The sequence below is a fragment of the Oerskovia enterophila genome, assembly GCF_001692445.1.
GTDB lineage: Bacteria > Actinomycetota > Actinomycetes > Actinomycetales > Cellulomonadaceae > Oerskovia > Oerskovia enterophila.
This window is the reverse complement of sequence record NZ_MAQA01000028.1, coordinates 21,524-44,799: the sequence shown is the minus strand read 5'-3', so window position 1 is coordinate 44,799 and position 23,276 is coordinate 21,524. Positions and strand designations below refer to the sequence as shown.

The following is a 23,276-nucleotide window of genomic DNA, read 5'->3' as shown; positions in this document are numbered from 1 at the left end:
ATGGGACGTACCGAACGGTGAAGTACTACGCTCGGCGGCTCGCGTTCTACGCGATCACCCTGTGGGCCGCCATCTCCCTCAACTTCTTCCTCCCCCGGCTGATGCCGGGGGACGCGGAGGACATCTTCCGGGCGAAGTTCGCCCAGACGGGAGATCTCACCCCCGCGATGGAGAAGGCCATCCAGCTCCTCTTCGGCTCGTCCGACGAGTCGTCGCTATGGGACCAGTACCTCACGTACTGGAACAACATCCTGCACGGCGACCTCGGGACGTCTCTCACCAAGTACCCCGCCCCGGTGGCGGAGCTCATCGCCCAGGCACTGCCCTGGACGCTGGTGCTCGTCGGACTCGCGACGGTCTTGTCGTTCATCATCGGCATCGCGCTCGGCGTGTGGGTCGGATGGCGGCGGGGTACCTGGGTGGACGGGGTCATCCCGGGATCCACCCTGCTCCAGTCGGTTCCGTACTTCTGGCTCGCCCTGATCCTCGTCGCGGTCTTCTCGGTGAACCTGGCCTGGTTCCCGATCATCGGTGGCTACGACGTGTTCGACTTCCCGGACGGGCCGGAGGCCAGCTGGGCGTTCGTGTCGAGCGCGATCTACCACGGCTTCCTGCCCGCGCTGACGATCGTGCTGTCGTCGGTCGGTGGCTGGCTGCTCGGGATGCGCAACATGATGGTCTCGACGCTGTCCGAGGACTACATCACGACCGCCGAGGCCAAGGGGCTCCGGCCCTCTCGAGTGCTCACGACCTACGCGACGCGCAACGCGATCATGCCGTCGCTCGCGGGCTTCAGCGTCTCGCTCGGCTTCGTGGTCGCGGGGTCGATCGTCATGGAGCAGGTCTTCAGCTATCCGGGAATCGGCAAGCTGATGATCGGGGCGGTCGAGGGCAAGGACTTCGCCCTCATGCAGGGGGTGTTCCTCGTCATCACCATCACGGTGCTCGCAGCGAACTTCCTCGTGGACCTCTTGTACGGCTTCATCGATCCCAGGGCGCGCCACAATGACTGACGACGACATCCGCACGCAGGAGTTCGTGACCCCTGCGACCAGTGCATCCCCGGCCGCCGACGTGGTGGTCGACGGGATCGCACCCGACGACCGCACGGCAGGACGGGTACCCGACGTCCCCGCCCCCGGGGACGGAGCTCCGGAGGTCGAGCCCGGCGTCGCCGTGGTCGGCACGACGAAGGCGCGCAAAGGACCCCTCGAGATGCTCCCGCGCAGGTCCGGAAAGCTCGTCGCGGGACTCGTGCTCACGCTCGGGATCATCGCCTTCGCCTTCATCGCTCCGTTCTTCACCCAGGACCCGCGCAACGTCGACGCCCCGGCCAACCTGCCGCCGAGCCTTGACCATCTCCTGGGGACCAACAACCTCGGCGCCGACATCTTCGCCCAGCTCGCGGCGGGTGCAGCCAGCTCCCTGATCGTCGGCATGGTCGCCGGTGCCATCGCCGTCGTGCTGTCGTTGTTCTTCGGGATCGTCGCCGGGTACGTCGGCGGCTGGACGGACGAGGCGCTCTACCTCTTCACCAACGTCATGCTCGTGATCCCGGGGCTCCCGCTGGTCATCGTCATCGCCAGCTACATGGAGAGCCGCAGCATGTGGATCATCGCCGTGGTGCTGGGCGTGACGAGCTGGGCGGGGTCGGCGATCGTGCTGCGCACGCAGGCCAAGTCGCTGCGCAACCGTGACTACGTGGCCGCCTCCCGGGTGGCCGGCGAACGTCCGCTGCGCATCATCACGGTCGAGATCCTCCCCAACCTCCTGCCCCTGCTCGCGGCGCAGTTCCTCTTCGCCGTGGTGCTCGCGATCCTCGGCGAAGCGGGCCTGTCCTATCTCGGCCTGGGCCCGTCGGGCTCCATCACCTGGGGCAGCATGCTCAACGAGTCGTTCCAGTACAACGCCTTCCAGACCGGGCAGTGGTGGTGGTACGTCCCGCCAGGGCTGCTGATCTCCTTGTTCGGTTGCGGCCTCTCGCTCATCAACTTCAGCATCGACGAGATCATCAACCCGAAGCTGCGCACGGCGCCCGCCGCCGTCAAGAGCATCCGCAAGGCCCGCAAGCTGCAGGCTCGCGGAGCGGGTCAGGGCGCTGGCGACCCGTCAGAGCTCGTCGGGGACGACGGCACCACCACGGAGAAGGAGACGGTGAACGCATGACCACGGCGCTCACGACCGGGCCTCTGACGACGCCCGACCACGCCCAGGCGATCGAAGGGCTCGCGCCGGTCCTCACGGCCCGCAACGTCTCGATCGAGTACGAGGTCGACCCGCCGGTCAAGGCCGTCAAGGAGGTCTCCCTGACCCTGCACCGTGGCGAGATCCTCGGCCTGGCCGGCGAGTCTGGCTGCGGCAAGACGACCCTGGCGTACGGGATCAACCAGCTGCTCAAGCCGCCCGCGCTGCGGACCGGCGGTGAGATCGTCTTCCACGACCAGGACGGCACGGACATCGACGTCGCCACCCTCGAGGGCGACGCCTTGCGCGCCTTCCGGTGGGACAAGATCTCGATGGTCTTCCAGGGGGCGATGAACTCCCTGAACCCGGTGATCGACATCAAGGCTCAGCTCTTCGACGTGTTCACCACGCACCGACCCTCCATGACCAAGACCGAGAAGCTCGAGCGCAGCCGGGAGCTGTTGCAGCTCGTCGGGGTGGACCCGAATCGTCTCAACAGCTTCGCCCACGAGCTCTCGGGCGGCATGCGCCAGCGCGTCATGATCGCCATGGCGCTCGCGCTCAACCCGCAGGTCATGATCATGGACGAGCCGACGACCGCTCTCGACGTCGTCGTGCAGCGGGGGATCCTCCGCGAGATCATGCGCCTGCGCGAGCAGTTCAGCTTCGCGGTCGTCTTCATCACGCACGACCTGCCGCTGCTGCTCGAGATCAGCGACCGGATCGCGGTGATGCGGCACGGTGAGATCGTCGAGCTCAACACGTCGGCGAACATCTTCACCAGGCCGCAGCACGAGTACACGCGCAAGCTCCTCGCGTCCTTCCCGAGCCTCACCGGGGACCGTGGTTCGTTCGTGCGCAGCGGTGAGAGCACGGAAGGGAGTGCACTGTGAGCACGCTCGAGGTCAAGAACCTCACCAAGGACTTCCGCATCCGTGGTGGCCGGGGAAGCCGGACGCTCCGTGCCGTCGACGACGTGTCGTTCACCCTGGAGCCTGGCAAGACGATCGCCGTGGTCGGGGAGTCCGGTTCGGGCAAGTCGACGGTGGCGCGCATGATCGCGAAGCTGGAGAAGCCCTCGTCGGGCGAGATCCTCATCGACGGCAGGAAGAGCGCGACCCGCGGGCGCGCGCTGGCGGAGTACCGCCGCAACGTGCAGATGGTCTTCCAGGACCCGTTCGCCTCCCTGAACCCGTTCCACACGATCGCGCACCACATCGAGCGTCCCCTCCGGCTGCACGGCAAGGCGAAGGGGCGCGAGGAGATCGACGAGCAGGTCCACCAGCTCCTCGAGCGGGTGAACCTCACGCCCGCACCGATCGTGGCGGCGAGACGGCCGCACGAGCTCTCGGGGGGACAGCGCCAGCGGGTCGCGATCGCCCGTGCCCTGGCCCCGGGAGCACGCTTCCTGGTGGCGGACGAGCCGGTCTCCATGCTGGACGTCTCGATCCGGTTGTCGGTGCTGAACCTCCTGGCCCGGTTGCAGCGCGAGGAGAACCTCGGTGTCCTGTACATCACGCACGACCTCGCGACCGCTCGTCACTTCAGCGACGAGATCATCGTGATGTTCCGCGGGAAGGTGGTGGAACGAGGGCCCTCGGACGACGTCATCCTCGATCCTCAGCACGACTACACGAAGCTCCTCCTCGGGGCAGCGCCGAACCCGGAGAGCCACGGACGGCTCCGCGACGAGGTGCGCAGAGAGCTCGCGTCGGCATCGGCAACCTCGGGGGATGCCGGTGCGGTGCGCGACCGCTTCGGCACGGCCGACCTCTGAGGTCGGCCGCCACAGCGGTGCCGGTGGCGAGCAGGCGACCGGCAGGACGAGGAACGGCCCCGGGCATCTGCCCGGGGCCGTTCCTCGTCGCCAGTGCGGCGGCCTCGCCGGCACGCGGCCCCGCCGGCAGCTCACCCGGCTCTGCCGTCCGGCGATCCCGTCGCGCCACCGTCCGACGCCGGAGCGACGGCCTAGAGTCGGGACGTGCCCACCAGGAACCTGCGCATCGCGCCCACCACCGCCCCCGTCCGGCCCGCAGCCGACCCGGTCCTCGCGGCGCTCGCGGCGCTGCGTGCCGAGATGGAGATCCCCGCCGAGTTCCCGCAGGACGTGCTCGACGACGCCGCGGCCGCGGCCGCGACCGACGTGTCGTCGGGCCGTGCGGACCTGCGTGCCGTCGGCTTCGTGACGATCGACCCGCCGGGTTCCATGGACCTCGACCAGGCCGTCCACCTCGAACGAACCTCCGGGGGATTCGTCGTGCGCTACGCGATCGCCGACCTCGGGGTGTTCGTGACCCCGGGCGGTGCGCTGGACACCGAGGTGAACGAGCGGGGCATGACGCTCTACGGCCCCGACGAGCGGACCCCGCTGCACCCGGAGGTGCTGTCGGAGTCGGCCGCGAGCCTCCTGCCGGACGCGGACCGGCCCGCCGCCGTCTGGCACGTCGAGCTCGACGAGCGCGGGGAGATCGTCTCCGCGCGGGTCGAGCGTGCCCTCGTGCGCAGCACTGCGCGACTCACCTACGAGGAGGTCCAGTCCCGCCTCGACACCGGCGACGCGGGCGAGATGCTCGACCTGCTCCGCGAGATCGGGCTGCTGCGCGAGGCGCGCGAGCGGGAGCGGGGCGGCGTGTCGCTCAACGTGCCCGAGCAGGACGTCGTGGCGCACCCGGACGGGACGTTCGGGCTCGCGTTCCGCTCGACGCTGCCGGTCGAGGGGTGGAACGCCCAGATCTCCCTGCTGACCGGGATCGCGGCGGCACGGCTCATGCGCGCGGGCGGTGTCGGGATCTTCCGCACCCTGCCCGCGGCGGACCCGCGTGACCTCGCGCGCCTGCGGCGCACGGCCCGGGCGCTGGGCATCGACTGGCCCGAGGACGTCGCGTACGGCGACCTGCTGCCGTCGCTCGACTCGGGGACCTCGCGGCACGCCGCGTTCCTCAACGAGGCGACGTCGCTGTTCCGGGGGGCCTCGTACGCGCCGTTCGGCGGGGTGGGGCAGCCTCCTGAGGTGCCCGACGACGTCGCGCACGCCGCCATCGCGGCCGAGTACGCGCACGTGACCGCACCGCTGCGCCGCCTGGTCGACCGCTACGGCACCGAGATCTGCCTGGCGCTCAGCGCGGGGACGGAGGTCCCGACCTGGGTGCGCGAGGCGCTCCCCGGCCTACCGCGGACCATGGCTCGCACGGGACAGAGGGCCGGCTCGTACGAGCGGTCGAGCGTCGACGTCGTCGAGGCCGCGCTGCTCGCGGGCCGCGTGGGCGAGGAGTTCGACGCGGTCGTGGTCGACGTCGAGAACGACGACGAGCGCCGACGCCGCGCGACCAAGGATGCCGAGCGGGCGGCGAAGGCGTCGGCCCGCGACGGGTCGGCCACCTCCGCTTCCGGCGACCCCTCTGCCGGAGCGGCAGCACCGGCGACGGCCGGCCACGACCTGGTGCGTGGTCAGGTCGTGATCGCCGAACCAGCGGTCCGTGCGAGCGTCCAGGGCGTCGGCCTGCCGCTCGGCGACCCGGTCCGGGTGCGGCTGCGCGAGGCGTCGATCGAGCTGCGGAAGGTCGGGTTCGACCTGGTCTGAGTCGCCTTCCCCGCTGAGTGCATGATTCCGCTGCGAAACGCCCGGCGAGTCGCAGCGGAATCATGCACTCGGCGGGGCAGAGGGGAGGATGGACCCATGCCTCCTCGTCGCCGCACCGACCCGGCCGTCGGCCGTACCGCCCTGGCCGCCTGGCAGGACGGTGCCGCCGGGCGCCCCGAGGTCACGACCGCCGTCCGCTTCACGCTCGAGGAGCTCGCCGAGGTCTCACCGGGGCACGCGGTCGAGGTCCGGGTCCCTCCGTACGGGGCGGTCCAGGCCGTCGAGGGACCGCGGCACACCCGCGGGACCCCGCCCAACGTGGTCGAGACGGACCCCGAGACCTGGCTCGGCCTGGTCACGGGCGCCGTGGCCTGGGCCGATGCCGTCGCCGACGGACGCATCAGCGCGTCCGGCGAACGGTCGGACATCTCGGCGCTGCTGCCGTTGCAGGCCGCCCGCCGCCGCGACCGCTAGGGCGAGCCGACCGCGCGGACCCGCGCGCCGCCGTCGGGCCCAGGGCACTTCTCGACCGGCGGGTGAACTTCGCCCCGCGACCCGCACCTCCGAAGTTCCCAGTGTCTGCATCGTGAGATAGCGTGCCAGGACGAACGGGCGACGGCGCCCGTCGACCGGTCTACGCACGACGACGTCGCGCACCCCGGCAGGACAGTGCCGTTCGTAGGGGGAAGCGGGCGTTCGACCGGAAGTGACCGGCCGGACACCGCGCGTTCATCAGCCTGCTGTTGGATTCCAGAGCCCGCACCTGCGCCACCCGCGCCGAGGTGGGCGCGCCGGGAACCCGGCCACGACACGAAGGAGTCAGCGTGATCGGTAGTCATGATCAGTCCCGACGCAGGAGAGGTGTGGTCGCGGCCACCCTGTCCGCGTCGCTCGTCGCCACGGCGGCGTTCAGCACGGTAGCCGCGGGGGCTGCCTCTGCTGCGGTCGACGGGTCGTCCGTCGTCATCAACGAGGCGTACCTCAACGGTGGCAGCGCCAACGCCCCGTACCTCAACAAGTTCGTCGAGCTCTACAACCCGACGGCCGCGGACATCGACCTCACCGGATGGTCCGTCCAGTACCGGTCCGCGACGGGCACGGGGGCCTCGAACGGCGTCGTCCCGCTGTCGGGCAAGATCAAGGCCGGTGGCTACTACCTGGTCCAGGGCGCCTCGAACGGCGCCAACGGCGCCGCTCTCCCCACTCCGGACGCGACGGGCACCATCGCTCCGCAGGGTCAGAACGGCACGCTCGCGCTGGTCAAGTCACCCTCGGCGATCACGCTGACGCCGGGCTCGCTCGTGGGCAACGCGCAGGTCGTCGACCTCCTGGGCTACGGCTCGTCCAACACGTTCGAGACCGCCGCTGCTCCTGCGGGCACCGCGAACAACGTGCCCAGCTCGCTCAACCGTGCGGCCGGCGCGGACACGGACGACAACTCCGTGGACTTCGCGGTCAGCAGCACCGTCACCCCGCAGAACAGCGGTGGCGGCTCGGGCCCCGGCCCGGACCCCGAGCCAGGCACGGCCAAGACCATCGCCGAGATCCAGGGCACGGGCGCCGCGAGCCCCCTCGTGGGCCAGACCGTCACGACGCGCGGCGTCGTGACCGCGACCTACCCCTCGGGCGGTTTCGACGGCCTCTACATCCAGACGGCCGGCTCGGGCGGCGACCTGGACCTCGCGACGCACACCGCGTCGGACGGCCTCTTCGTGTACTCGAAGGCTGCGGCGACGGCGCTGCAGGTCGGTCAGCACGTCGAGGTCACGGGAGTCGTCTCGGAGTACTTCGGCCTGACGCAGGTCACGCCTGCCGCGGGCGGCTGGACGGTCCTGACGGACCCCGCCGAGGTCGTGAAGCCCGCGAACGTCGCGTACCCCGCGACCGACGCGGACCGCGAGAAGCTCGAGGGCATGCTGGTCCAGCCCGCCGGTGACTACACCGTCGCCGACAACTACGACACGAACTACTACGGATCGGTCGTCCTGGCCAGCGGCACCGAGCCGCTCCGTCAGCCCACGTCGGTCGGCCGCCCGGGCAGCGCGGAGGCCGCAGCCGCGGTCGCCGACGCGAACGCCCGCCGGGTCAACCTCGACGACGGCGCGACGACCAACTTCAACAACGCGGCCAACAAGGCCAAGCCTCTGCCGTACCTGACCGGTGGCGCACCCGTGCGCGTCGGAGCGCTCGCGACGTTCACGTCGCCCGTGGTCCTCGACTACCGGTTCGACGGCTGGAACTTCCAGCCCGTCACGGAGCTGACCCCGGCCAACGCCGCCGCGGTGCAGCCCGCGACGTTCGCGAACACGCGCACGGACTCGCCGGAGGACGTGGGCGGCGACGCGACCGTGGCGACGTTCAACGTCCTGAACTACTTCACCACGACGGGCGACCAGCTCAGCGGGTGCCAGTTCTACACGGACCGCGAGGGCAACCCCGTCACGGTGCGCACGGGCTGCGACGCCCGCGGCGCGGCGGACGCGACCAACCTGCAGCGTCAGGAGACCAAGATCGTCGCGGCGATCAACGCGCTCGACGCGGACGTGGTCTCGCTCGAGGAGATCGAGAACTCGAAGGCGTTCGGCAAGGACCGCGACTCGGCGCTCTCGACGCTCACCTCGAAGCTCAACGCTGCGGCCGGCGCGGGGACCTGGGCGTTCGTGCCCTCCCCGGCCACGCTGCCCGCCTCGGAGGACGTCATCCGCACGGCCTTCATCTACCGTCCCGCGGCCGTCGAGCCCGTGGGGGCCTCGGTCATCCACGACGTCGCGGCCTTCGACAACGCGCGTGAGCCGCTCGCCCAGACCTTCCGGGTCGCCGGGGGAGAGGCCTCCTCGGACTTCGTCGTCATCGCCAACCACTTCAAGTCCAAGGGCTCGGGCTCGGGTGCCGACGCCGACCAGGGCGACGGGCAGGGCGCCTCGAACGCCTCGCGCGTCAAGCAGGCCACGGCGCTCGTCACGTTCGCCGACCAGGTCTCCACGGCCGCCGGCACCGACAAGGTGCTGCTCGCGGGCGACTTCAACGCCTACGCCCAGGAAGACCCGATCAAGGTCCTGACGGACGCGGGCTACGTGGACCTCGGTCCCACCACGGGCAAGGAGACGTACCTGTTCGACGGCCTCGTCGGCTCGCTCGACCACGTGCTCGCCTCGCCCGGTGCCGCCGCTGCCGTGACGGACACCGACATCTGGAACATCAACTCGGTCGAGCCCATCGCGAACGAGTACAGCCGCTACAACTACAACGTCTCGAACCTGTACGACACCACGGCGTTCCGCTCGTCCGACCACGACCCGATCGTCGTCGGCCTCGAGCTGGGCGGCGAGGAGCCGGGCGGGGTCAAGGAGCTCGACCTGCTCGCGATCAACGACTTCCACGGTCGTATCGACGCGAACACGGTCAACTTCGCCGGGACCGTCGAGCAGCTGCGCGCCGCCAACCCGGCGGGCACCGCGTTCCTCTCGGTCGGCGACAACATCGGCGCGTCGCTCTTCGCGTCGGCGCTGCAGGACGACCAGCCGACCATCGACGTGCTCAACGCCCTGGACCTGTCCGCCTCCGCGGTGGGCAACCACGAGTTCGACAAGGGCTTCAGCGACCTGGCGGGGCGCGTGACCGACGCGGCCGACTGGTCCTACCTGGGCGCCAACGTCTACGCCAAGGACACCACCAACCCGGTCCTGCCGGAGTACGCGGTGATCGACGTCGACGGCGTCAAGGTCGGCGTCATCGGCGCCGTCACCGAGGAGACCCCGACGCTCGTGACCCCGTCCGGGATCGCGGACCTCTCGTTCGGCGACCCCGTCGAGGCCGTGAACCGCGTGGCCGCGCAGCTGCGTGACGGCGACCCGGCGAACGGTGAGGCCGACCTGCTGGTCGCGCTCTACCACGAGGGTGCGAGCGCCGGCACGCCGGACGGCTCCTCGCTCGAGCAGGAGCTCGCCCACCAGGGCGCGTTCGAGCAGATCGTCAACGACACGGACGCCCGTGTCGCGGCGATCTTCACGGGCCACACCCACAAGCAGTACGCGTGGGAGGCGCCGATCCCCGGCACCGACAAGACCCGTCCCGTCCTGCAGACGGGCAGCTACGGCGAGAACATCGGGCACGTGAGCCTGACGTTCGACACCGCGACGGACGAGGTCACCGACTACTCGGTCGCGAACGTCAAGCGCACCACGACGCCTGCTCCGGAGCTCGTCGCGGCGTACCCGCGCGTGGCCGAGGTCAAGACGATCGTCGACGCGGCGCTCGCGCAGGCCGAGGTCATCGGCGCTCAGCCGGTCGGCTCGGTCACCGCGGACATCACGACCGCCTTCCTGGGCGGCTCGTACGTCGACGGCACGTACAAGGGCTCGGGCCCGCTGCCCTCCACGGGTCGTGACGACCGTGCCTCGGAGTCGACCCTGGGCAACCTCGTGGCGACCTCGCTGCTCGACACGCTGGCCGACCCGGCCCGAGGCGGCGCCGACTTCGGTGTCGTCAACGCGGGCGGCCTGCGCAACGAGCTGTTCTACGGCGACGACGGCGTGATCACCTACGCCGAGGCCAACGCGGTCCTGCCCTTCGTCAACAACCTGTGGACGGTGTCCCTCACGGGCGCGCAGGTCGAGACGATGCTCGAGCAGCAGTGGCAGACCAACCCCGACGGCACGCGCCCGTCGCGCCCGTTCCTGGCGCTGGGCCTGTCGGACAACGTCAAGTACACGGTCAAGACGACCGACGTGAACGCCACCCCCGGCGACAACGTCACCTCGGTCCTGGTCAACGGCGAGCCGCTCGACCCGGCCAAGACGTACCGGGTCGCGACGTTCTCGTTCCTCGCCACGGGTGGTGACAACTTCCGGGTCTTCGCGCAGGGCACGGACGCGCGCGACTCGGGTCTGATCGACCGCGACGCGTGGATCTCCTACCTGCAGACCCACCCGAACCTCAGCCCCGACTTCGCTCGTCGCAGCGTGGTCGCGGACGGTCTGGGGACGGTCACCGCGGGCGAGTCCGTGACGGCCCAGGTCTCGCGCCTGAACCTCACGTCGCTCGGCAGCCCGCTCAACACGGGCGTCTCGGCGTACCTCGTGCCTGCGGGCACGGCGTTCGACGCGGCCAACCCGGGCACGCCCGTGGCCACGGGCACGGTCACGAACGGGGCTGCGAGCCTCGAGGTGCCGGTCCCGGCAGAGACCGCGGGGGGCGAGTACGGCGTGTACGTCGTCGCCGCCCCGAGCGGGACGGTCACGCGGCTGGCCCTGACGGTCGAGGGTGCGGACCTGCCCGACGTCGTCATGGACGGCCTGACGGCCACGACCCAGTGCGTGGCGGGTCGCGTGCACCTCTCGGTCAAGGGCACGAACGGCGAGTCGCTCCCGATCGACGTGCGCTACACGACGGCGTACGGCGAGAAGAAGTTCACCAAGCTGCAGCCGGGCAAGATCGCAGCGCAGTCGTTCAACAGCCGTGCGACGTCGGTGCCCGCGGGCACGGTGCGCGTCGCGGCGTACAAGTGGCAGGACGGCCAGGGCTTCTACGAGACCTACGACCTGGCCTACCCGGCGGTCACGTGCGGCTGACGCAGCGCGTGTGATCGTCTGAACGTCGTCGGGCCTGCTCTCCTGGTCGCCAGGGGAGCAGGCCCGACGGCGTCCCGCCCTCGGGTGCGCGGGCGCACCCGTGCGTGCCGCGCCGCGGAGAAGGCGAACGGCGAGCGCGGGCCTGCCACCGGTCGGGGGGAGGGCACAGGGGATTCCCAGTGGGACGGGGTACTGTCGGCGCGTGAGCACGAGCACCCCCGACCCCGACGTGAACGAGACCCCGACCGGCCTCGACGCCGCTTCGACGCCGGAGGCCGGCTCGACCGGCAGCACCAGCACCGCCGGCAGCACCGACCCCACGACGTTCGGCGCACCGCGCGACGACGCGAACCAGGGCCTTCGTGGTGACGAGGTCGAGATCGAGTCGGTCATCGACCCGACCACGGTCCGCCGCGCTCCGCGCTACAAGGCGTTCTTCCTGACCGGTGCGCTGGCAGGGATCGTGCTGGGCCTGGCCGTCGGCATCTCCTGGCTCGTCTCTCCCGCTGCGAGCGGCGTCCTCAAGCCGGGGGTCTATCTCAGCGTGATCGTCCTCGGTGCGACGACGCTCACGACGCTCGTCGCGGGCGCCCTGGCGATCTGGGCCGACAAGCGCAGCCTGCGCCGCTGACGCCTTCGGTGTCGCGCGGTGCGCGGCTCGTCGAGTCCGCGCGCCGGCCCCGCATGCCCTTCGCCGTCGAGCGGTGACATCGGCCGGCGGGCCGGAAGGCCGTGCCGGCCGGAAGGCAGTGCCGACCGGAGAGACATGCCGGCGGGAGGACCGCCCGCGTCAGGAGCCGGTGACCGCTGCCGGTGCCGGATCGTCCCCCGGGTGCCACGCCTCGCGGAGCAGCTGACGGAACCCGACCCCCACCGGCATGCCGACGGTGACCGCGACGGCCCCGAGGAGCGCGACGGTGAGCAACACCGCGGCCGTGGCCTCGATCGTGCTGCGGTAGGTCGTCAGAGGGTGCGCGGGATCGCCGGTGACCTGGAGCAGTGCCAGGACGGCCGGGACGACGACGGTCGCGAGCCCGAGGAGCAGGACGCCTCCCGCCCAGAGCAGAGGTGGCCCGTCGAGAGCCTGCCGGAGGAACGCGTCGTCGGGCCGCCACGAGCCTGCGTCGTCGGCCAGCGCGTGCCTGCGCAGCGCGCCGCGCTCGAGGGCCCTGACCACGGTGGTCGCCACGAGGGCGAGCAGGAGGGCCGCCGATCCTGCGAGCGCGAGCACGGCCCCCGACGTGATGAGCACGTCGATCGCCGCCTCACCCTTCTCGTCGTAGTACAGGGTGTCCGCGTTCCGCCCCGGTTGTCGGAGGAAGACCGCCACGAACCCCACGACCGGTCCCGCACCGAGCAGGACGCCGCCGACGACGGTCAGCGGCCTCTGTGCTCTGGCCGTCAGGCGGTGCACCCTGCCGAGGTCGATCGTCCGCTCGTCGGCGGGGCGGAGACGCTTCTCGGTGCGCACGGCGTTCCGGACGACCTCGTCGTTCCAGGCCTGCCGGGACCGGTCGGTCAGGAGCGTCCACGCCCGTCGTCCCCGGCTCCTCAGCGCCGAGAGCGCGGACCCGACGAGCCCGGCGAGGAGGGCTGCACCGGCGAGCACCACCAGCCCGACCGCCACCATGTCGCTCTCGAAGATCAGGATGGGGGCCACCAGGAGGGCGGCGACCCCGACGGCGATCAGGAGGGCGACGCACAGCCCCGCGAGGGGCGCCGTGGGAGTGATGCCGTCGGCGAGGGCTCGAGCCCGTACCGTGCGCACCGGCACGCGCTCGGGAGCTGTGCCCGTGAGCGAGTCGAGCCTGCGCCCGAGCAGCGTGCGCGACGCGGCGCTCGACAGGGCGTACAGGATGCCGCCCGCGGCGAGGACCGCGCAGACGTAGGCGATCGAGGCCCGGCTGACCGGGTCGAGGTGCAGGTCGCGCCACACGTCCGGGAATCCCTCCTCGAGCGTGAGCCATGCGCCGAGGAGGACCAGGAAGCCGAGACCGGCCGAGGTCAGGACGGTCCTGGAGATCGTCAGCAGGCCGTCGGCGAGGACCTGCGGGCCGCTCGGTGCGGGCTCGGCGAGCCGGAGCGTGCTCGTCGGGACCGGGCGACCCAGCACCGAGATCGTGCGGCCCGGGGAGTCTTCGGAGGAGTCGGTCACTGCGTGAGGGTAGCGACCACGGTGGGGCACGTACAGGGGCGGGCCTGCGTCGGGGCGAGCGGTCCATCCCCTGATCGCGGCTTCTGGCGAACGGCGACCGTATGGGAGACTGGAGCCGTGGCCCCCCGCGGAGATGGACTTCTTAACCACGACCTCATGCCCGGCGAGAAAGGCCCTCAGGACGCTTGCGGCGTCTTCGGTGTCTGGGCGCCCGGCGAAGAGGTCGCCAAGCTTGCCTACTTCGGTCTGTACTCGTTGCAGCACCGCGGTCAGGAATCAGCCGGGATCGCGACCAGCAATGGTGAGCAGATCCTCGTCTACAAGGACATGGGACTCGTCTCCCAGGTCTTCGACGAGCGTGCGCTGAACGCCCTGACCGGGCACATCGCCGTCGGGCACTGCCGGTACTCCACCACGGGTGGGGTGACCTGGGAGAACGCGCAGCCGACGCTCGGCGCGACGTCCGCCGGGACGGTGGCCCTGGGCCACAACGGCAACCTGACCAACTCGGCAGAGCTCGTGAACCTCGTCGCCGAGCGCTACGGCGCGCAGCGCCGGGGCGAGCTGGCCCGTGGCAACACGACCGACACGGCGCTCATCACCGCGCTCTTCGCGGGCGACGACGACCACTCTCTCGAGGACACCGCGATGGAGGTCCTCCCTCGTCTCCGCGGTGCCTTCAGCCTCGTCTTCATGGACGAGAAGACGCTCTACGCGGCGCGCGACCCGCAGGGTGTGCGCCCCCTCGTGCTGGGGCGCCTCGAGCGCGGCTGGGTCGTCGCGAGCGAGACCCCGGCCCTCGACATCGTGGGCGCCTCGTTCGTCCGTGAGGTCGAGCCCGGCGAGCTCATCGCGATCGACGGCGACGGCCTGCGTTCGCAGCGGTTCGCGCCGGTCGAGCGTGCGGGCTGCGTCTTCGAGTACGTCTACCTCGCGCGCCCGGACACCTCGATCAACGGTCGCTCGGTCCACGCGGCGCGTGTCGAGATGGGACGCCAGCTCGCCCGCGAGCACGGCATCGAGGCGGACCTCGTGATCCCGGTCCCGGAGTCCGGGACGCCCGCGGCCGTCGGGTACGCGCAGGAGTCGGGTATCCCGTTCGGGCAGGGGCTGACCAAGAACGCCTATGTCGGACGCACCTTCATCCAGCCCTCGGACACCCTGCGCCAGCTCGGGATCCGGCTCAAGCTGAACCCTCTGCGGGACGTGATCCGGGGCAAGCGCCTCGTCGTCGTGGACGACTCGATCGTCCGCGGCAACACGCAGCGCGCACTGATCCGCATGCTCCGCGAGGCCGGAGCAGCCGAGGTCCACGTCCGGATCAGCTCCCCGCCCGTCAAGTGGCCCTGCTTCTACGGGATCGACTTCGCGTCCCGTGCCGAGCTCATCGCGAACGGCCTGTCCCCGGACGAGGTCGGCGCCTCGCTGGGCGCGGACACCCTCGGCTACATCTCGGAGGAAGGCATGATCGCGGCGACCGAGCAGTCGGCGTCGCAGCTGTGCACCGCCTGCTTCACCGGGAAGTACCCCATCGAGCTGCCGCCGGACGACCAGCTGGGCAAGCACCTCCTCGAGCAGGCCGAGCTCCCGCTCGGTGCCCCCGAGGACGGTCTGCGCTCGCTCTCCGTGGGAGTGGGCGGCGGGACCGCCCTCGACCACCCCTGACCCCGTACGACGCACCGCCCGGACGCCGGGCGCGCCGCAACCACCAGGAGTTCATTCGTGTCTGAAGGTCTCACGTACGCCGCAGCCGGTGTCGACACCGAGGCGGGCGACAAGGCCGTCGAGCTGATGAAGGACGCCGTGCGCCGCACGCACGGCCCCCAGGTCCTCGGAGGAGTGGGCGGCTTCGCCGGGCTCTACGACTTCAGCGAGGTCGCGACCTACACCAAGCCGCTGCTCGCGACGTCGACCGACGGCGTGGGCACCAAGGTCGCGATCGCGCAGGCCCTGGACATCCACGACACGATCGGCTTCGACCTGGTCGGCATGGTCGTCGACGACATCGTCGTGGTGGGTGCCAAGCCGCTCTTCATGACGGACTACATCGCATGCGGCAAGGTGGTCCCGGAGCGCATCGCGGGCATCGTCCGCGGCATCGCGGCCGCGTGCGAGGTCGCCGGTACGGCCCTCGTCGGCGGCGAGACGGCCGAGCACCCGGGGCTCCTGGGCGAGGACGAGTACGACGTCGCGGGTGCCGCGACCGGGGTCGTCGAGGCGGACCGTCTGCTCGGCCCCGAGCGTGTCCGTGAGGGTGACGTCCTGATCGCGCTGGGCTCGTCGGGTCTGCACTCGAACGGCTACTCGCTCGTGCGCGCGGTCGTCAAGCACGCGGGCTGGGAGCTGGACCGCGAGGTCGAGGAGTTCGGCCGCACCCTCGGCGAGGAGCTCCTCGAGCCCACGCGCGTCTACGCGAGCGACTGCCTCGCCCTGGCGCACGACGACGCCGCGCAGGTCCACGCGTTCACGCACGTCACGGGTGGTGGGCTCGCGGCGAACCTCGCCCGCGTCCTCCCGGCAGGGCTGGTCGGCACCGTGGACCGCGGCTCGTGGGACGTCCCTCCGGTCTTCACCGTGGTGCGGGACCTGGGCAACGTGCCTCGTCGCGACCTCGAGAACACGCTCAACCTGGGCGTCGGCATGGTCGCGATCGTGGGTGCGGACGGCGCCGACGCGGCGCTCGCGCGGTGCGCGGAGCTGGGTCTGCCCGCCTGGGTCCTGGGGACGGTCAGCGCTCTCGACGAGTCGACCACGGTCTCCTCGCTCGGTGAGGACCTCGTCGTGGGTACCAAGGGCGTGCACGCCGGCGCGGTGCGTCTGACGGGCGACTACCGCAACTGAGTGCGGTGACGACGAAGGCGCGTCCTTCTTCCTCGGGCCCTGGAGCCTGGGGGAGAAGGACGCGCCTTCGTCGTACGGGGAACGCCTCGCGGGTCGGTCGGTCGACTGACGAACTCGCGATCATACGGATCTGCGGTCCCCTGGGGCCTGCTGGTCGCAGGGGGACGAGATCGTGTCAGCGGTCGTCGGACCAGCCGGCGAACGGCTGGTCGTAGTCTCCGTTGTTGTCCTCGGAAGACCTCGCTCCGTAGCGAGGATCTGTCGCGAGATCCGTGTGGCTATGACCGGTGAGCTCTTGTTCGAGAGCTTGGTAGTTCGTCTCGGGGCTGTAGTACTTCAGCGCACGAGCGACCTTGGTCTGCTTAGCCTTCTGACGGCCGCGGCCCATGGCTCCGACCCCCTCAACGTAGAAGCGGGGCGGCAACGTACTCAGACGTGCGGCCCCGGGGTGTTGTTTCGTCTGTTCAGAGTCCAACGGTACATGCTCGGGATACATTCCAGCCACTCGGATGCTCCGAACGGGTGCCTTGTCACACTGTCTCCACACAACGACGTGGCCGAGGGAGCGCTTCGCGAGCCCGGCGGGCACGGGTGAGCGGCCTGTGCCGGGGGTGGCGAGGAGGTGGTTCGGCTCCGCGCGGAGCCTCCGCCGCGACGGCCCCCGGCGAGGCCGAATCACCTGTACCGGCCATACCCCGTCTAATTCACCCTGTCTGCCAAGTCGCCCAAAATCGTCATGCTGCGACAATAGAGGGGCTAGCGCAGTGCTGTCGTCGCGTTCCGACGTCACCGTCGGACCAGCCAGTCGCTAGGAGGAGGTGCAGTGATGTCCGTCCATGGAGAGTCCGAAGTTCTGCTCACACCGGCCGAGGTCGCGAGCCTGTTCCGCGTCGATCCCAAGACCGTCACTCGCTGGGCCAAGGCCGGCAAGCTGTCGTCGATCCGGACCCTCGGGGGGCATCGTCGCTACCGCGAGTCCGAGGTCCGCGCACTCCTGGGTGCCGCGAGCGAGAACGCCGAGGGCGTCGACAAGGGCTGACCGACGGCGCGGTGGACACTCCTGCGCCCAGCCCACGCTGTCGGTCCGTTGAGGAGCTCCGGGATCAGTTTCCCGGTGCTCCCCGTCGCGTCCGCAGCCTCTTCCACTTCGACCAGCCGACAGCCCGGCGCCGGTGGCGCCGGGCTCGGTCGTGTTCAGGGCCGGTCAGGACCTCTTGCGGAGGATCGCGGCGACGACCAGGGCGATGGTCGCGACGGTCCCGGTGACGAGGATCTTCACGTTGCGCGCGCGCGTCGGGTCGTGCTCGGGCAGCCCGCCACCGGTGAAGAAGCTCCCGGTGTCGGCGGCAGCCTGCTTGGTCTGGTGCGCCACGTTCGCGGCCTGGGTGCGCGGGTCGAGCCGCGTGGTCAGCTCGTCGATCGTGCTCGCGAGCTCGGCCCGGGTCCGTACGATCTCGGCTTCCAGCTCGGCCTGGGTCGGTTCGGTGCTCACGGGCGCAGTCCTTCCTTGACGGTGGCGACGTCTTCCTTGAGGTTGGCGATGGTCGCCTCGGGGGTCGGCGGCATGCCCTTGGTCAGCTGCTTCTTGCCCACGAACGCCAGGAGGCCGGCGACGAGGAGCAGAGCGACGCCGACGATCAGCGCGGCGAGCCACAGCGGGACGGCGTGCGCGAGGCCGACCATGGCCGAGTGCAGGAGGAAGCCGAGCGCGTACAGGGAAAGGACGCCGGCGACCACGAACATCCCGATCCCGATGCCTGATCGGGCGGCCTTGGTCGTCAGCTCCTTCTTGGCGAGCGCGATCTCCGTGCGGACCAGGCGCGTGGCCTGCTCCGACATCTGCTCGACGAGCTTGCCGATCGAGGGCTTCGGGTTCGGGGGAGGCGTCTGCCCGTCGTCCCAGTCGCTCATGGTGGTCACCTTCCTGGCACGTCCGGATGGAGCGCCCGTGCACGCAGGGGATGCCTGCGGCTCGAAGAGTCGTTCTTCATGTCCCACTCAACCGGTCAACGGCGTCCAGGGCAATTCCGCGCGCCGAGGGTGCGAGCGGGAGTCCGATGTGCGATGCGCCAGGGACGCACGGGTGGCCGGTGTCGAGACGGCGTCGTGGGTGGTGGTCGAGCGGCGCGGTGCGGGTCGACGGTCGGAGCGTCGGGTGCACGGGAACGACGAAGCCCCACCTCGGGTGAACGAGATGGGGCTTTCGTGGAAGTGGCTCCGACCGGCGTCGATCCGGTGACCTTTCGATTTTCAGTCGAACGCTCTACCAACTGAGCTACAGAGCCTTGACACGAAAGCCCGGTCGTGATGACCGGGCAGTCGCTGTCGAGCGACCCTGACGGGACTTGAACCCGCGACCTCCGCCGTGACAGGGCGGCGCGCTAACCAACTGCGCTACAGGGCCTTGCGTGAGTTTCTCCCGGCCTTTGCCGTTCGAACCTCGAGAATCGTATCTCACTTCCGGGCCGATCCGTTAATCGGATCTTTCCGAGTACCCCCAACGGGATTCGAACCCGTGCTACCGCCGTGAAAGGGCGGCGTCCTAGGCCGCTAAACGATGGGGGCCTAGTTTCCTGGACAACCCGTACCGCCTACGGGGCACGAGTCGCCGAGAGACCTCCGTCAGCATACGGGGAACTGGGGGCGCGGTGCAAAACGGCAAGATCCCGGGGCTGCGGACTCCCGGCAAGCGTTGCCGAACCTGCCGGGCGACCCCTCCGTCCGGTCGGCAGGGGAGGATGGTGCTCGTGGTGGAGATGACGCGCGAGGACTTCGAGGACGCGGTGCGCGATGCGCTCGACGAGATCCCGGAGGAGCTGGCCGAGCAGATGGACAACGTCGTGGTGCTCGTCGAGGACGATGCCCCCGACGACGACCCCGAGCTCCTGGGGCTCTACGAGGGCGTGCCACTCACCGAGCGGGACCTCATGTGGGCTGCGGGTGCGCTCCCGGACCGGATCACGATCTACCGCCGTCCCACGCTCGCGATCTGCGAGACCCGTGAGGAGGTCGTCGAGGAGGTCGTCGTCACGGTCGTGCACGAGATCGCCCACCACTTCGGCATCGACGACGACCGGCTGCACGAGCTGGGCTGGGCCTGACGAGCCGCCCGCTTCGCTGCCGGTGCACGGGGGTTTCTTTCATCGTCGATTGACGATAATATCGACGCATGGCGATGAGACGTGAGACGAACCCGCGGACGCACCTCCGCTCGCGGAGTGCCGCAGCCACCGCGGCGGGGGTGGAGCAGGTCGACGTGGGCGGTGCGCCGGTCGCTGTGGCGGTCGAGCCGGCCCCGCCGTCGGCCCCCGGGCACGACCACGCGGCCGTCGCCCGCCTCCTGCACGCGCTCGCCGAGCCCCACCGCCTCTCGATGGTGCACCTCCTGGCGCGGGCCGAGCACCGCGTCGTCGACCTGACGAGCGAGCTCGGGCTCGCGCAGTCGACCGTGTCGGTCCACCTCGCGACGCTCCGCGACGCGGGCCTGGTCGACGTGCGCCGCGAAGGACGGTCCTCCTGGTACCGGCTCGCGCGGCCCGAGGTCGCGCACATCCTGGCCGACGCCGAGCGCGTCGTCGAGGCGACCAGAGGCGGCTCGCGATGAGCGGCCACTCCCACTCCCACTCGCACGGCGCGGCGACCGCCACGGGCGCGCACCGCCGTCGGCTCGTGATCGTCCTGGCCATCACGCTCGGCGTGATGGTCCTCGAGGTCGTCGGTGCGCTGGTCTCGGGCTCGCTCGCGCTCCTCGCCGACGCGGGGCACATGCTGACCGACGCGACCGGGATCGGGATCGCCCTGTTCGCGAGCTGGCTCGCGACGCGCCCGGCGTCGGCGACCCGGACCTTCGGGTGGCAGCGTGCGGAGATCCTCGCGGCCATGACCAACGCGCTGATCCTCGGGGTCGTCGCGGTGCTCGCGATCGTCGAGGGGGTCTCGCGGGTCCGCGCCCCCGACCCGCACGTCGAGGCCGGCCTCATGATCGGGGTGGCGGTCGTCGGGCTCGTCGCGAACGTGGTCGGGCTCCGCCTCCTGTCGGCCGGTCAGGGCGAGAGCCTCAACGTCCGGGGGGCCTACCTCGAGGTGCTCGGCGACCTCCTGGGCTCGGTCGCGGTGATCGTCGCCGGGGTGTTCGTCGCCCTCGGCTTCGCATGGGCCGACGGCCTGGCCTCGGTCGCGATCGGCATCATGATCCTGCCCCGCGCGCTGACGCTCCTGCGCGAGGTCGCCGCGGTGCTCCTCGAGTCGACGCCGGCAGGGGTCGACCTCGAGAAGGTGCGGACGCACATGGAGGGCATCCCCGGGGTCGTCGGCGTCCACGACCTGCACGCCTGGACCATCACGTCGGGCGTGCCCGTCATGTCGGCCCACGTGGTGGTCGAGGCCGAGATGCTCGAGCGGGGGGAGGGGACCGCGGTGCTGCGACGGCTCAAGGAATGCCTGGGCGGGCACTTCGACGTCGACCACTGCACGTTCCAGATCGAGCCCCCCGAGATGCAGGAGACCGAGTCGTCGGTCCACGTGTGAGTCCTGCGCGTCTCGCCGGAGGCTGCGCACCCCGGGGCTCGAGGCAGAGCAACTAGGCTGCCCCCATGACGATTCTGGTGACCGGCGGAGCGGGATACATCGGTGCGCACGTGGTGCGCCTGCTGCAGCAGCGGGGGGAGAAGGTCGTCGTGGTCGACGACCTGAGCACGGGGCAGGAGGGCCGCATCGGAGGGGCGCCGCTCGTGCGCCTGGACGTGTCCAGCCCGGAGGCCGTCGAGGTCCTGACCCGTACCCTGACCGAGCACGAGGTCACCGCCGTGGTGCACTTCGCGGCCCGCAAGCAGGTCGGCGAGTCCGTCGAGAAGCCCGCCTGGTACTACCAGCAGAACGTCGGCGGCTTCACGAACCTCGTGACCGCGATGGAGGCCGCCGGCGTGGACCGCCTGGTGTTCTCCTCCTCCGCGGCGACCTACGGTATGCCGTCGGTCTCGATGGTCGAGGAGAAGCTGCACGCCGAGCCCATCAACCCCTACGGCGAGACCAAGCTCATCGGGGAGTGGCTCGGCCGGGCTGCGAGCCGCTCGTGGGGTCTGCGGTTCGTCGCGCTGCGCTACTTCAACGTCGCGGGCGCCGGCTGGCCGGACCTGGGCGACCCCGCGGTCCTCAACCTCGTCCCCATGGTCCTCGACCGCCTCGAGCGGGGCGAGCAGCCCAAGATCTTCGGCGACGACTACCCGACGCCGGACGGCACGTGCATCCGCGACTACATCCACGTCCTGGACCTCGCCGAGGCGCACCTCGCGGCGCTGGGCTACCTGGACGAGGACGAGCGCGCGTACGACGTCTTCAACGTCGGCACCGGTACGGGGTCATCGGTCCGCGAGGTCATCGACGAGATCGGCAAGGTCTCGGGCCTGGACGTGACCCCGGAGTTCCTCCCGCGCCGCGCGGGCGACCCGCCCCAGCTCGTGGCGTCGCCCGAGCGCATCAACAAGGTGCTCGGCTGGACCGGCACCCAGGGGCTCGAGCCGATCATCGCGTCGGCCTGGGAGGCCTGGCAGGCAGGGCCGCGCCGCATCGACGTCTGAGTCACCCCACGTGCTCCCCGAAGGGGCCCTCTCGCACCACGCGAGGGGGCCCCTTCGGCGTACGGCGCTGACACGCACTCAAATCCTCAGTATGCTGAGCAAAATACTCAGTACGCTGAGGAATCGAGGGGTGGGTCATGTCCGGAACCAGCACGACCATCGACGACGTCGCCGAGCGGTCGGCGTCCGGGACGTCCCCGCACGGGCCCAGGGTCGCCGTCGCGGCACCGCGAGAGTCCGCACGCGATCACGGGTCAGCGACCCACGAGCGGTTCGCCGCCCGGCTCGACGAGGCGCTCGCGGCGACGCAGACAGCGCTCGACGAGCACCTCGCGCGGGGCACGGCACGTGCCTCGACCGGAGGCCGACCGGTCACCGACCTCTGGACGGACCTCGCGGACCAGGTCGGCGGCAAGCTCGTGCGCCCGCGGCTCACGCTCGCGGCCTACCTCGGGCTCGGCGGACGCGACCTCCGGGAGGTGGCTCCCGTCGCCGCGGCCCAGGAGCTGCTGCACACCGCGATGCTCGTGCACGACGACCTGCTCGACCACGACGAGACCCGGCGCGGGCGCTCGAACCTCGCGGGTGCGACGCGTTCTCGGCTCGCCGAGGCAGGCATCGACGACTCTCGCGCCGACGTCCACGTCCAGGCCGCGGCGCTGCTCGGAGGTGACCTGGCGATCGCCGGCGCCTTCGAGCTCGTCCTGAGCTCCACGGCAGGTCCGGGCGAGAAGCTCGCGGTCGCAGGTCAGCTCGTGCGCGCGGTGCAGGTCGCCGTCGCGGGCGAGGTCCTGGACGTCTCGGGCCCGCTGCTCGCACCGAGCGACGTGGACCCCGAGCTCGTCGCCGAGCTCAAGACCGCGACCTACACGTGCGTGGTCCCGCTGAGGAGCGGGGCGATCCTCGCGGGCGCGGACGCTGCGACCTGCGCCCTCCTCGAGGCCTACGGGCGGGCCCTGGGCGTCGCGTTCCAGCTGGTCGACGACCTGCTCGGTGTCTTCGGGGACCCTCGGGTCACCGGGAAGTCGACCGTCTCCGACCTGCGCGAGGGCAAGCGCACGTTGCTCCTGGCCTGCGCCTACCGGCGTGCGGAACCGGCAGACGTCGCCCTGCTCGACCAGCACGTGGGGCGGGCCGACCTCACCGAGGCGGGAGCCGCCGTCGTGCGGGCGGTCATGCGGCGCACTGCCGCCCCCGAGGCCGTGCGCGCGACCGTGACGCGTCATCTGGACGAGGCCCGCGCCGCGGCCGCGGAGCTGCCCGCCCCCCTGGGGCCGTACCTGCTCGACCTGGCCGACTCGTTCGCCGACAGGGCGGCCTGAGGTGCGAGGAGGCGGGAAGGCCGTCACGATCGTCGGGGAGGCCCACGT

20 protein-coding genes and 3 tRNA genes are annotated in these 23,276 nt (G+C 70.9%); 16 read left to right on the top strand and 7 right to left on the bottom strand.

Annotated features, from left to right (window positions below; all coding sequences use genetic code 11):
* The first annotated feature begins 17 nt into the window (after positions 1–17).
* The 8 genes from OERS_RS12315 (at position 18) to OERS_RS12280 (ending at position 11,965) form a co-directional block, all read left to right on the top strand.
* Entirely contained in the window at positions 18–1,013 is a 996-nt protein-coding gene (locus OERS_RS12315) for an ABC transporter permease (protein ID WP_068625979.1), read from the top strand.
* On the top strand, positions 1,006–2,166 hold the full coding sequence (locus tag OERS_RS12310; protein WP_068625978.1) for an ABC transporter permease: 1,161 nt from the start codon (positions 1,006–1,008) through the stop codon (positions 2,164–2,166). Before OERS_RS12315 ends, OERS_RS12310 begins: the two co-directional genes overlap by 8 nt.
* Positions 2,163–3,077, top strand: a complete 915-nt coding sequence (locus OERS_RS12305; protein WP_083201415.1) for an ABC transporter ATP-binding protein — start codon at positions 2,163–2,165, stop codon at positions 3,075–3,077. Before OERS_RS12310 ends, OERS_RS12305 begins: the two co-directional genes overlap by 4 nt.
* On the top strand, positions 3,074–3,961 hold the full coding sequence (locus OERS_RS12300) for an ABC transporter ATP-binding protein (RefSeq protein WP_068625977.1): 888 nt from the start codon (positions 3,074–3,076) through the stop codon (positions 3,959–3,961). The genes OERS_RS12305 and OERS_RS12300 overlap by 4 nt, the downstream gene beginning before the upstream one ends.
* 204 nt (positions 3,962–4,165) lie before the next feature.
* The gene (locus tag OERS_RS12295; protein WP_068625976.1) at positions 4,166–5,764 is read left to right on the top strand and encodes an RNB domain-containing ribonuclease; all 1,599 of its coding nucleotides are present in this window, start codon (positions 4,166–4,168) and stop codon (positions 5,762–5,764) included.
* A gap of 96 nt (positions 5,765–5,860) precedes the next feature.
* On the top strand, positions 5,861–6,238 hold the full coding sequence (locus tag OERS_RS12290) for a sterol carrier family protein (RefSeq protein ID WP_068625975.1): 378 nt from the start codon (positions 5,861–5,863) through the stop codon (positions 6,236–6,238).
* A gap of 389 nt (positions 6,239–6,627) precedes the next feature.
* Positions 6,628–11,334, top strand: coding sequence for an ExeM/NucH family extracellular endonuclease (locus OERS_RS12285; RefSeq protein WP_068625974.1), 4,707 nt, complete (start codon positions 6,628–6,630; stop codon positions 11,332–11,334).
* Positions 11,335–11,536: 202 nt separating this feature from the next.
* Complete coding sequence (locus OERS_RS12280; protein ID WP_068625973.1) at positions 11,537–11,965, top strand: hypothetical protein; 429 nt, start codon at positions 11,537–11,539, stop codon at positions 11,963–11,965.
* A gap of 159 nt (positions 11,966–12,124) precedes the next feature.
* Here the strand turns inward: OERS_RS12280 and OERS_RS12275 are convergent, their stop codons facing one another.
* Positions 12,125–13,489 carry a hypothetical protein gene (locus OERS_RS12275; RefSeq protein ID WP_068625972.1) on the bottom strand — a complete coding sequence of 455 codons (1,365 nt, stop codon included), beginning with the start codon at positions 13,487–13,489 and terminating at the stop codon, positions 12,125–12,127.
* A 117-nt stretch (positions 13,490–13,606) separates the two neighbouring features.
* Here OERS_RS12275 and purF point away from each other — a divergent pair, with 117 nt between their 5' ends.
* Positions 13,607–15,154 (top strand): amidophosphoribosyltransferase, encoded by a 1,548-nt coding sequence (gene purF, locus OERS_RS12270; RefSeq protein WP_056652405.1) that lies wholly within the window; start codon positions 13,607–13,609, stop codon positions 15,152–15,154.
* 57 nt (positions 15,155–15,211) lie between these two features.
* Positions 15,212–16,330 carry a phosphoribosylformylglycinamidine cyclo-ligase gene (gene purM, locus OERS_RS12265; RefSeq protein ID WP_056652401.1) on the top strand — a complete coding sequence of 373 codons (1,119 nt, stop codon included), beginning with the start codon at positions 15,212–15,214 and terminating at the stop codon, positions 16,328–16,330.
* Positions 16,331–16,505: 175 nt separating this feature from the next.
* Here purM and OERS_RS12260 read toward each other — a convergent pair whose 3' ends face one another.
* On the bottom strand, positions 16,506–16,805 hold the full coding sequence (locus tag OERS_RS12260) for a DUF3073 domain-containing protein (protein ID WP_369800640.1): 300 nt from the start codon (positions 16,803–16,805) through the stop codon (positions 16,506–16,508).
* Positions 16,806–17,156: 351 nt separating this feature from the next.
* Here OERS_RS12260 and OERS_RS12255 point away from each other — a divergent pair, with 351 nt between their 5' ends.
* A complete protein-coding gene (locus tag OERS_RS12255; RefSeq protein ID WP_030151000.1) occupies positions 17,157–17,369 on the top strand; it encodes a BldC family transcriptional regulator in 213 nt (70 codons plus the stop codon).
* Between the two features lie 165 nt (positions 17,370–17,534).
* On the opposite strand, the gene OERS_RS12250 is transcribed toward OERS_RS12255, so the two are convergent.
* The 5 genes from OERS_RS12250 to OERS_RS12230 form a co-directional block, all read right to left on the bottom strand.
* Positions 17,535–17,822 carry a DUF3618 domain-containing protein gene (locus OERS_RS12250; protein ID WP_056652396.1) on the bottom strand — a complete coding sequence of 96 codons (288 nt, stop codon included), beginning with the start codon at positions 17,820–17,822 and terminating at the stop codon, positions 17,535–17,537.
* Positions 17,819–18,241 carry a phage holin family protein gene (locus OERS_RS12245; RefSeq protein WP_068625971.1) on the bottom strand — a complete coding sequence of 141 codons (423 nt, stop codon included), beginning with the start codon at positions 18,239–18,241 and terminating at the stop codon, positions 17,819–17,821. The genes OERS_RS12250 and OERS_RS12245 overlap by 4 nt, the downstream gene beginning before the upstream one ends.
* 301 nt (positions 18,242–18,542) lie before the next feature.
* Positions 18,543–18,615 (bottom strand) — tRNA-Phe (locus OERS_RS12240).
* A 45-nt stretch (positions 18,616–18,660) separates the two neighbouring features.
* A tRNA-Asp gene (locus OERS_RS12235) sits at positions 18,661–18,734 on the bottom strand.
* A gap of 88 nt (positions 18,735–18,822) precedes the next feature.
* A tRNA-Glu gene (locus tag OERS_RS12230) sits at positions 18,823–18,895 on the bottom strand.
* Positions 18,896–19,068: 173 nt separating this feature from the next.
* On the opposite strand from OERS_RS12230, the gene OERS_RS12225 reads away from it, so the two are divergent.
* The 5 genes from OERS_RS12225 (at position 19,069) to OERS_RS12205 (ending at position 23,228) form a co-directional block, all read left to right on the top strand.
* Entirely contained in the window at positions 19,069–19,431 is a 363-nt protein-coding gene (locus OERS_RS12225) for a metallopeptidase family protein (RefSeq protein ID WP_068625970.1), read from the top strand.
* Between the two features lie 68 nt (positions 19,432–19,499).
* Positions 19,500–19,934, top strand: a complete 435-nt coding sequence (locus tag OERS_RS12220) for an ArsR/SmtB family transcription factor (RefSeq protein WP_068625969.1) — start codon at positions 19,500–19,502, stop codon at positions 19,932–19,934.
* Positions 19,931–20,857 carry a cation diffusion facilitator family transporter gene (locus OERS_RS12215; protein WP_068625968.1) on the top strand — a complete coding sequence of 309 codons (927 nt, stop codon included), beginning with the start codon at positions 19,931–19,933 and terminating at the stop codon, positions 20,855–20,857. Before OERS_RS12220 ends, OERS_RS12215 begins: the two co-directional genes overlap by 4 nt.
* A 65-nt stretch (positions 20,858–20,922) precedes the next feature.
* On the top strand, positions 20,923–21,906 hold the full coding sequence (gene galE / locus OERS_RS12210; RefSeq protein WP_068625967.1) for a UDP-glucose 4-epimerase GalE: 984 nt from the start codon (positions 20,923–20,925) through the stop codon (positions 21,904–21,906).
* A 137-nt stretch (positions 21,907–22,043) separates the two neighbouring features.
* Positions 22,044–23,228, top strand: coding sequence for a polyprenyl synthetase family protein (locus OERS_RS12205; protein WP_068625966.1), 1,185 nt, complete (start codon positions 22,044–22,046; stop codon positions 23,226–23,228).
* Positions 23,229–23,276 lie beyond the last annotated feature (48 nt).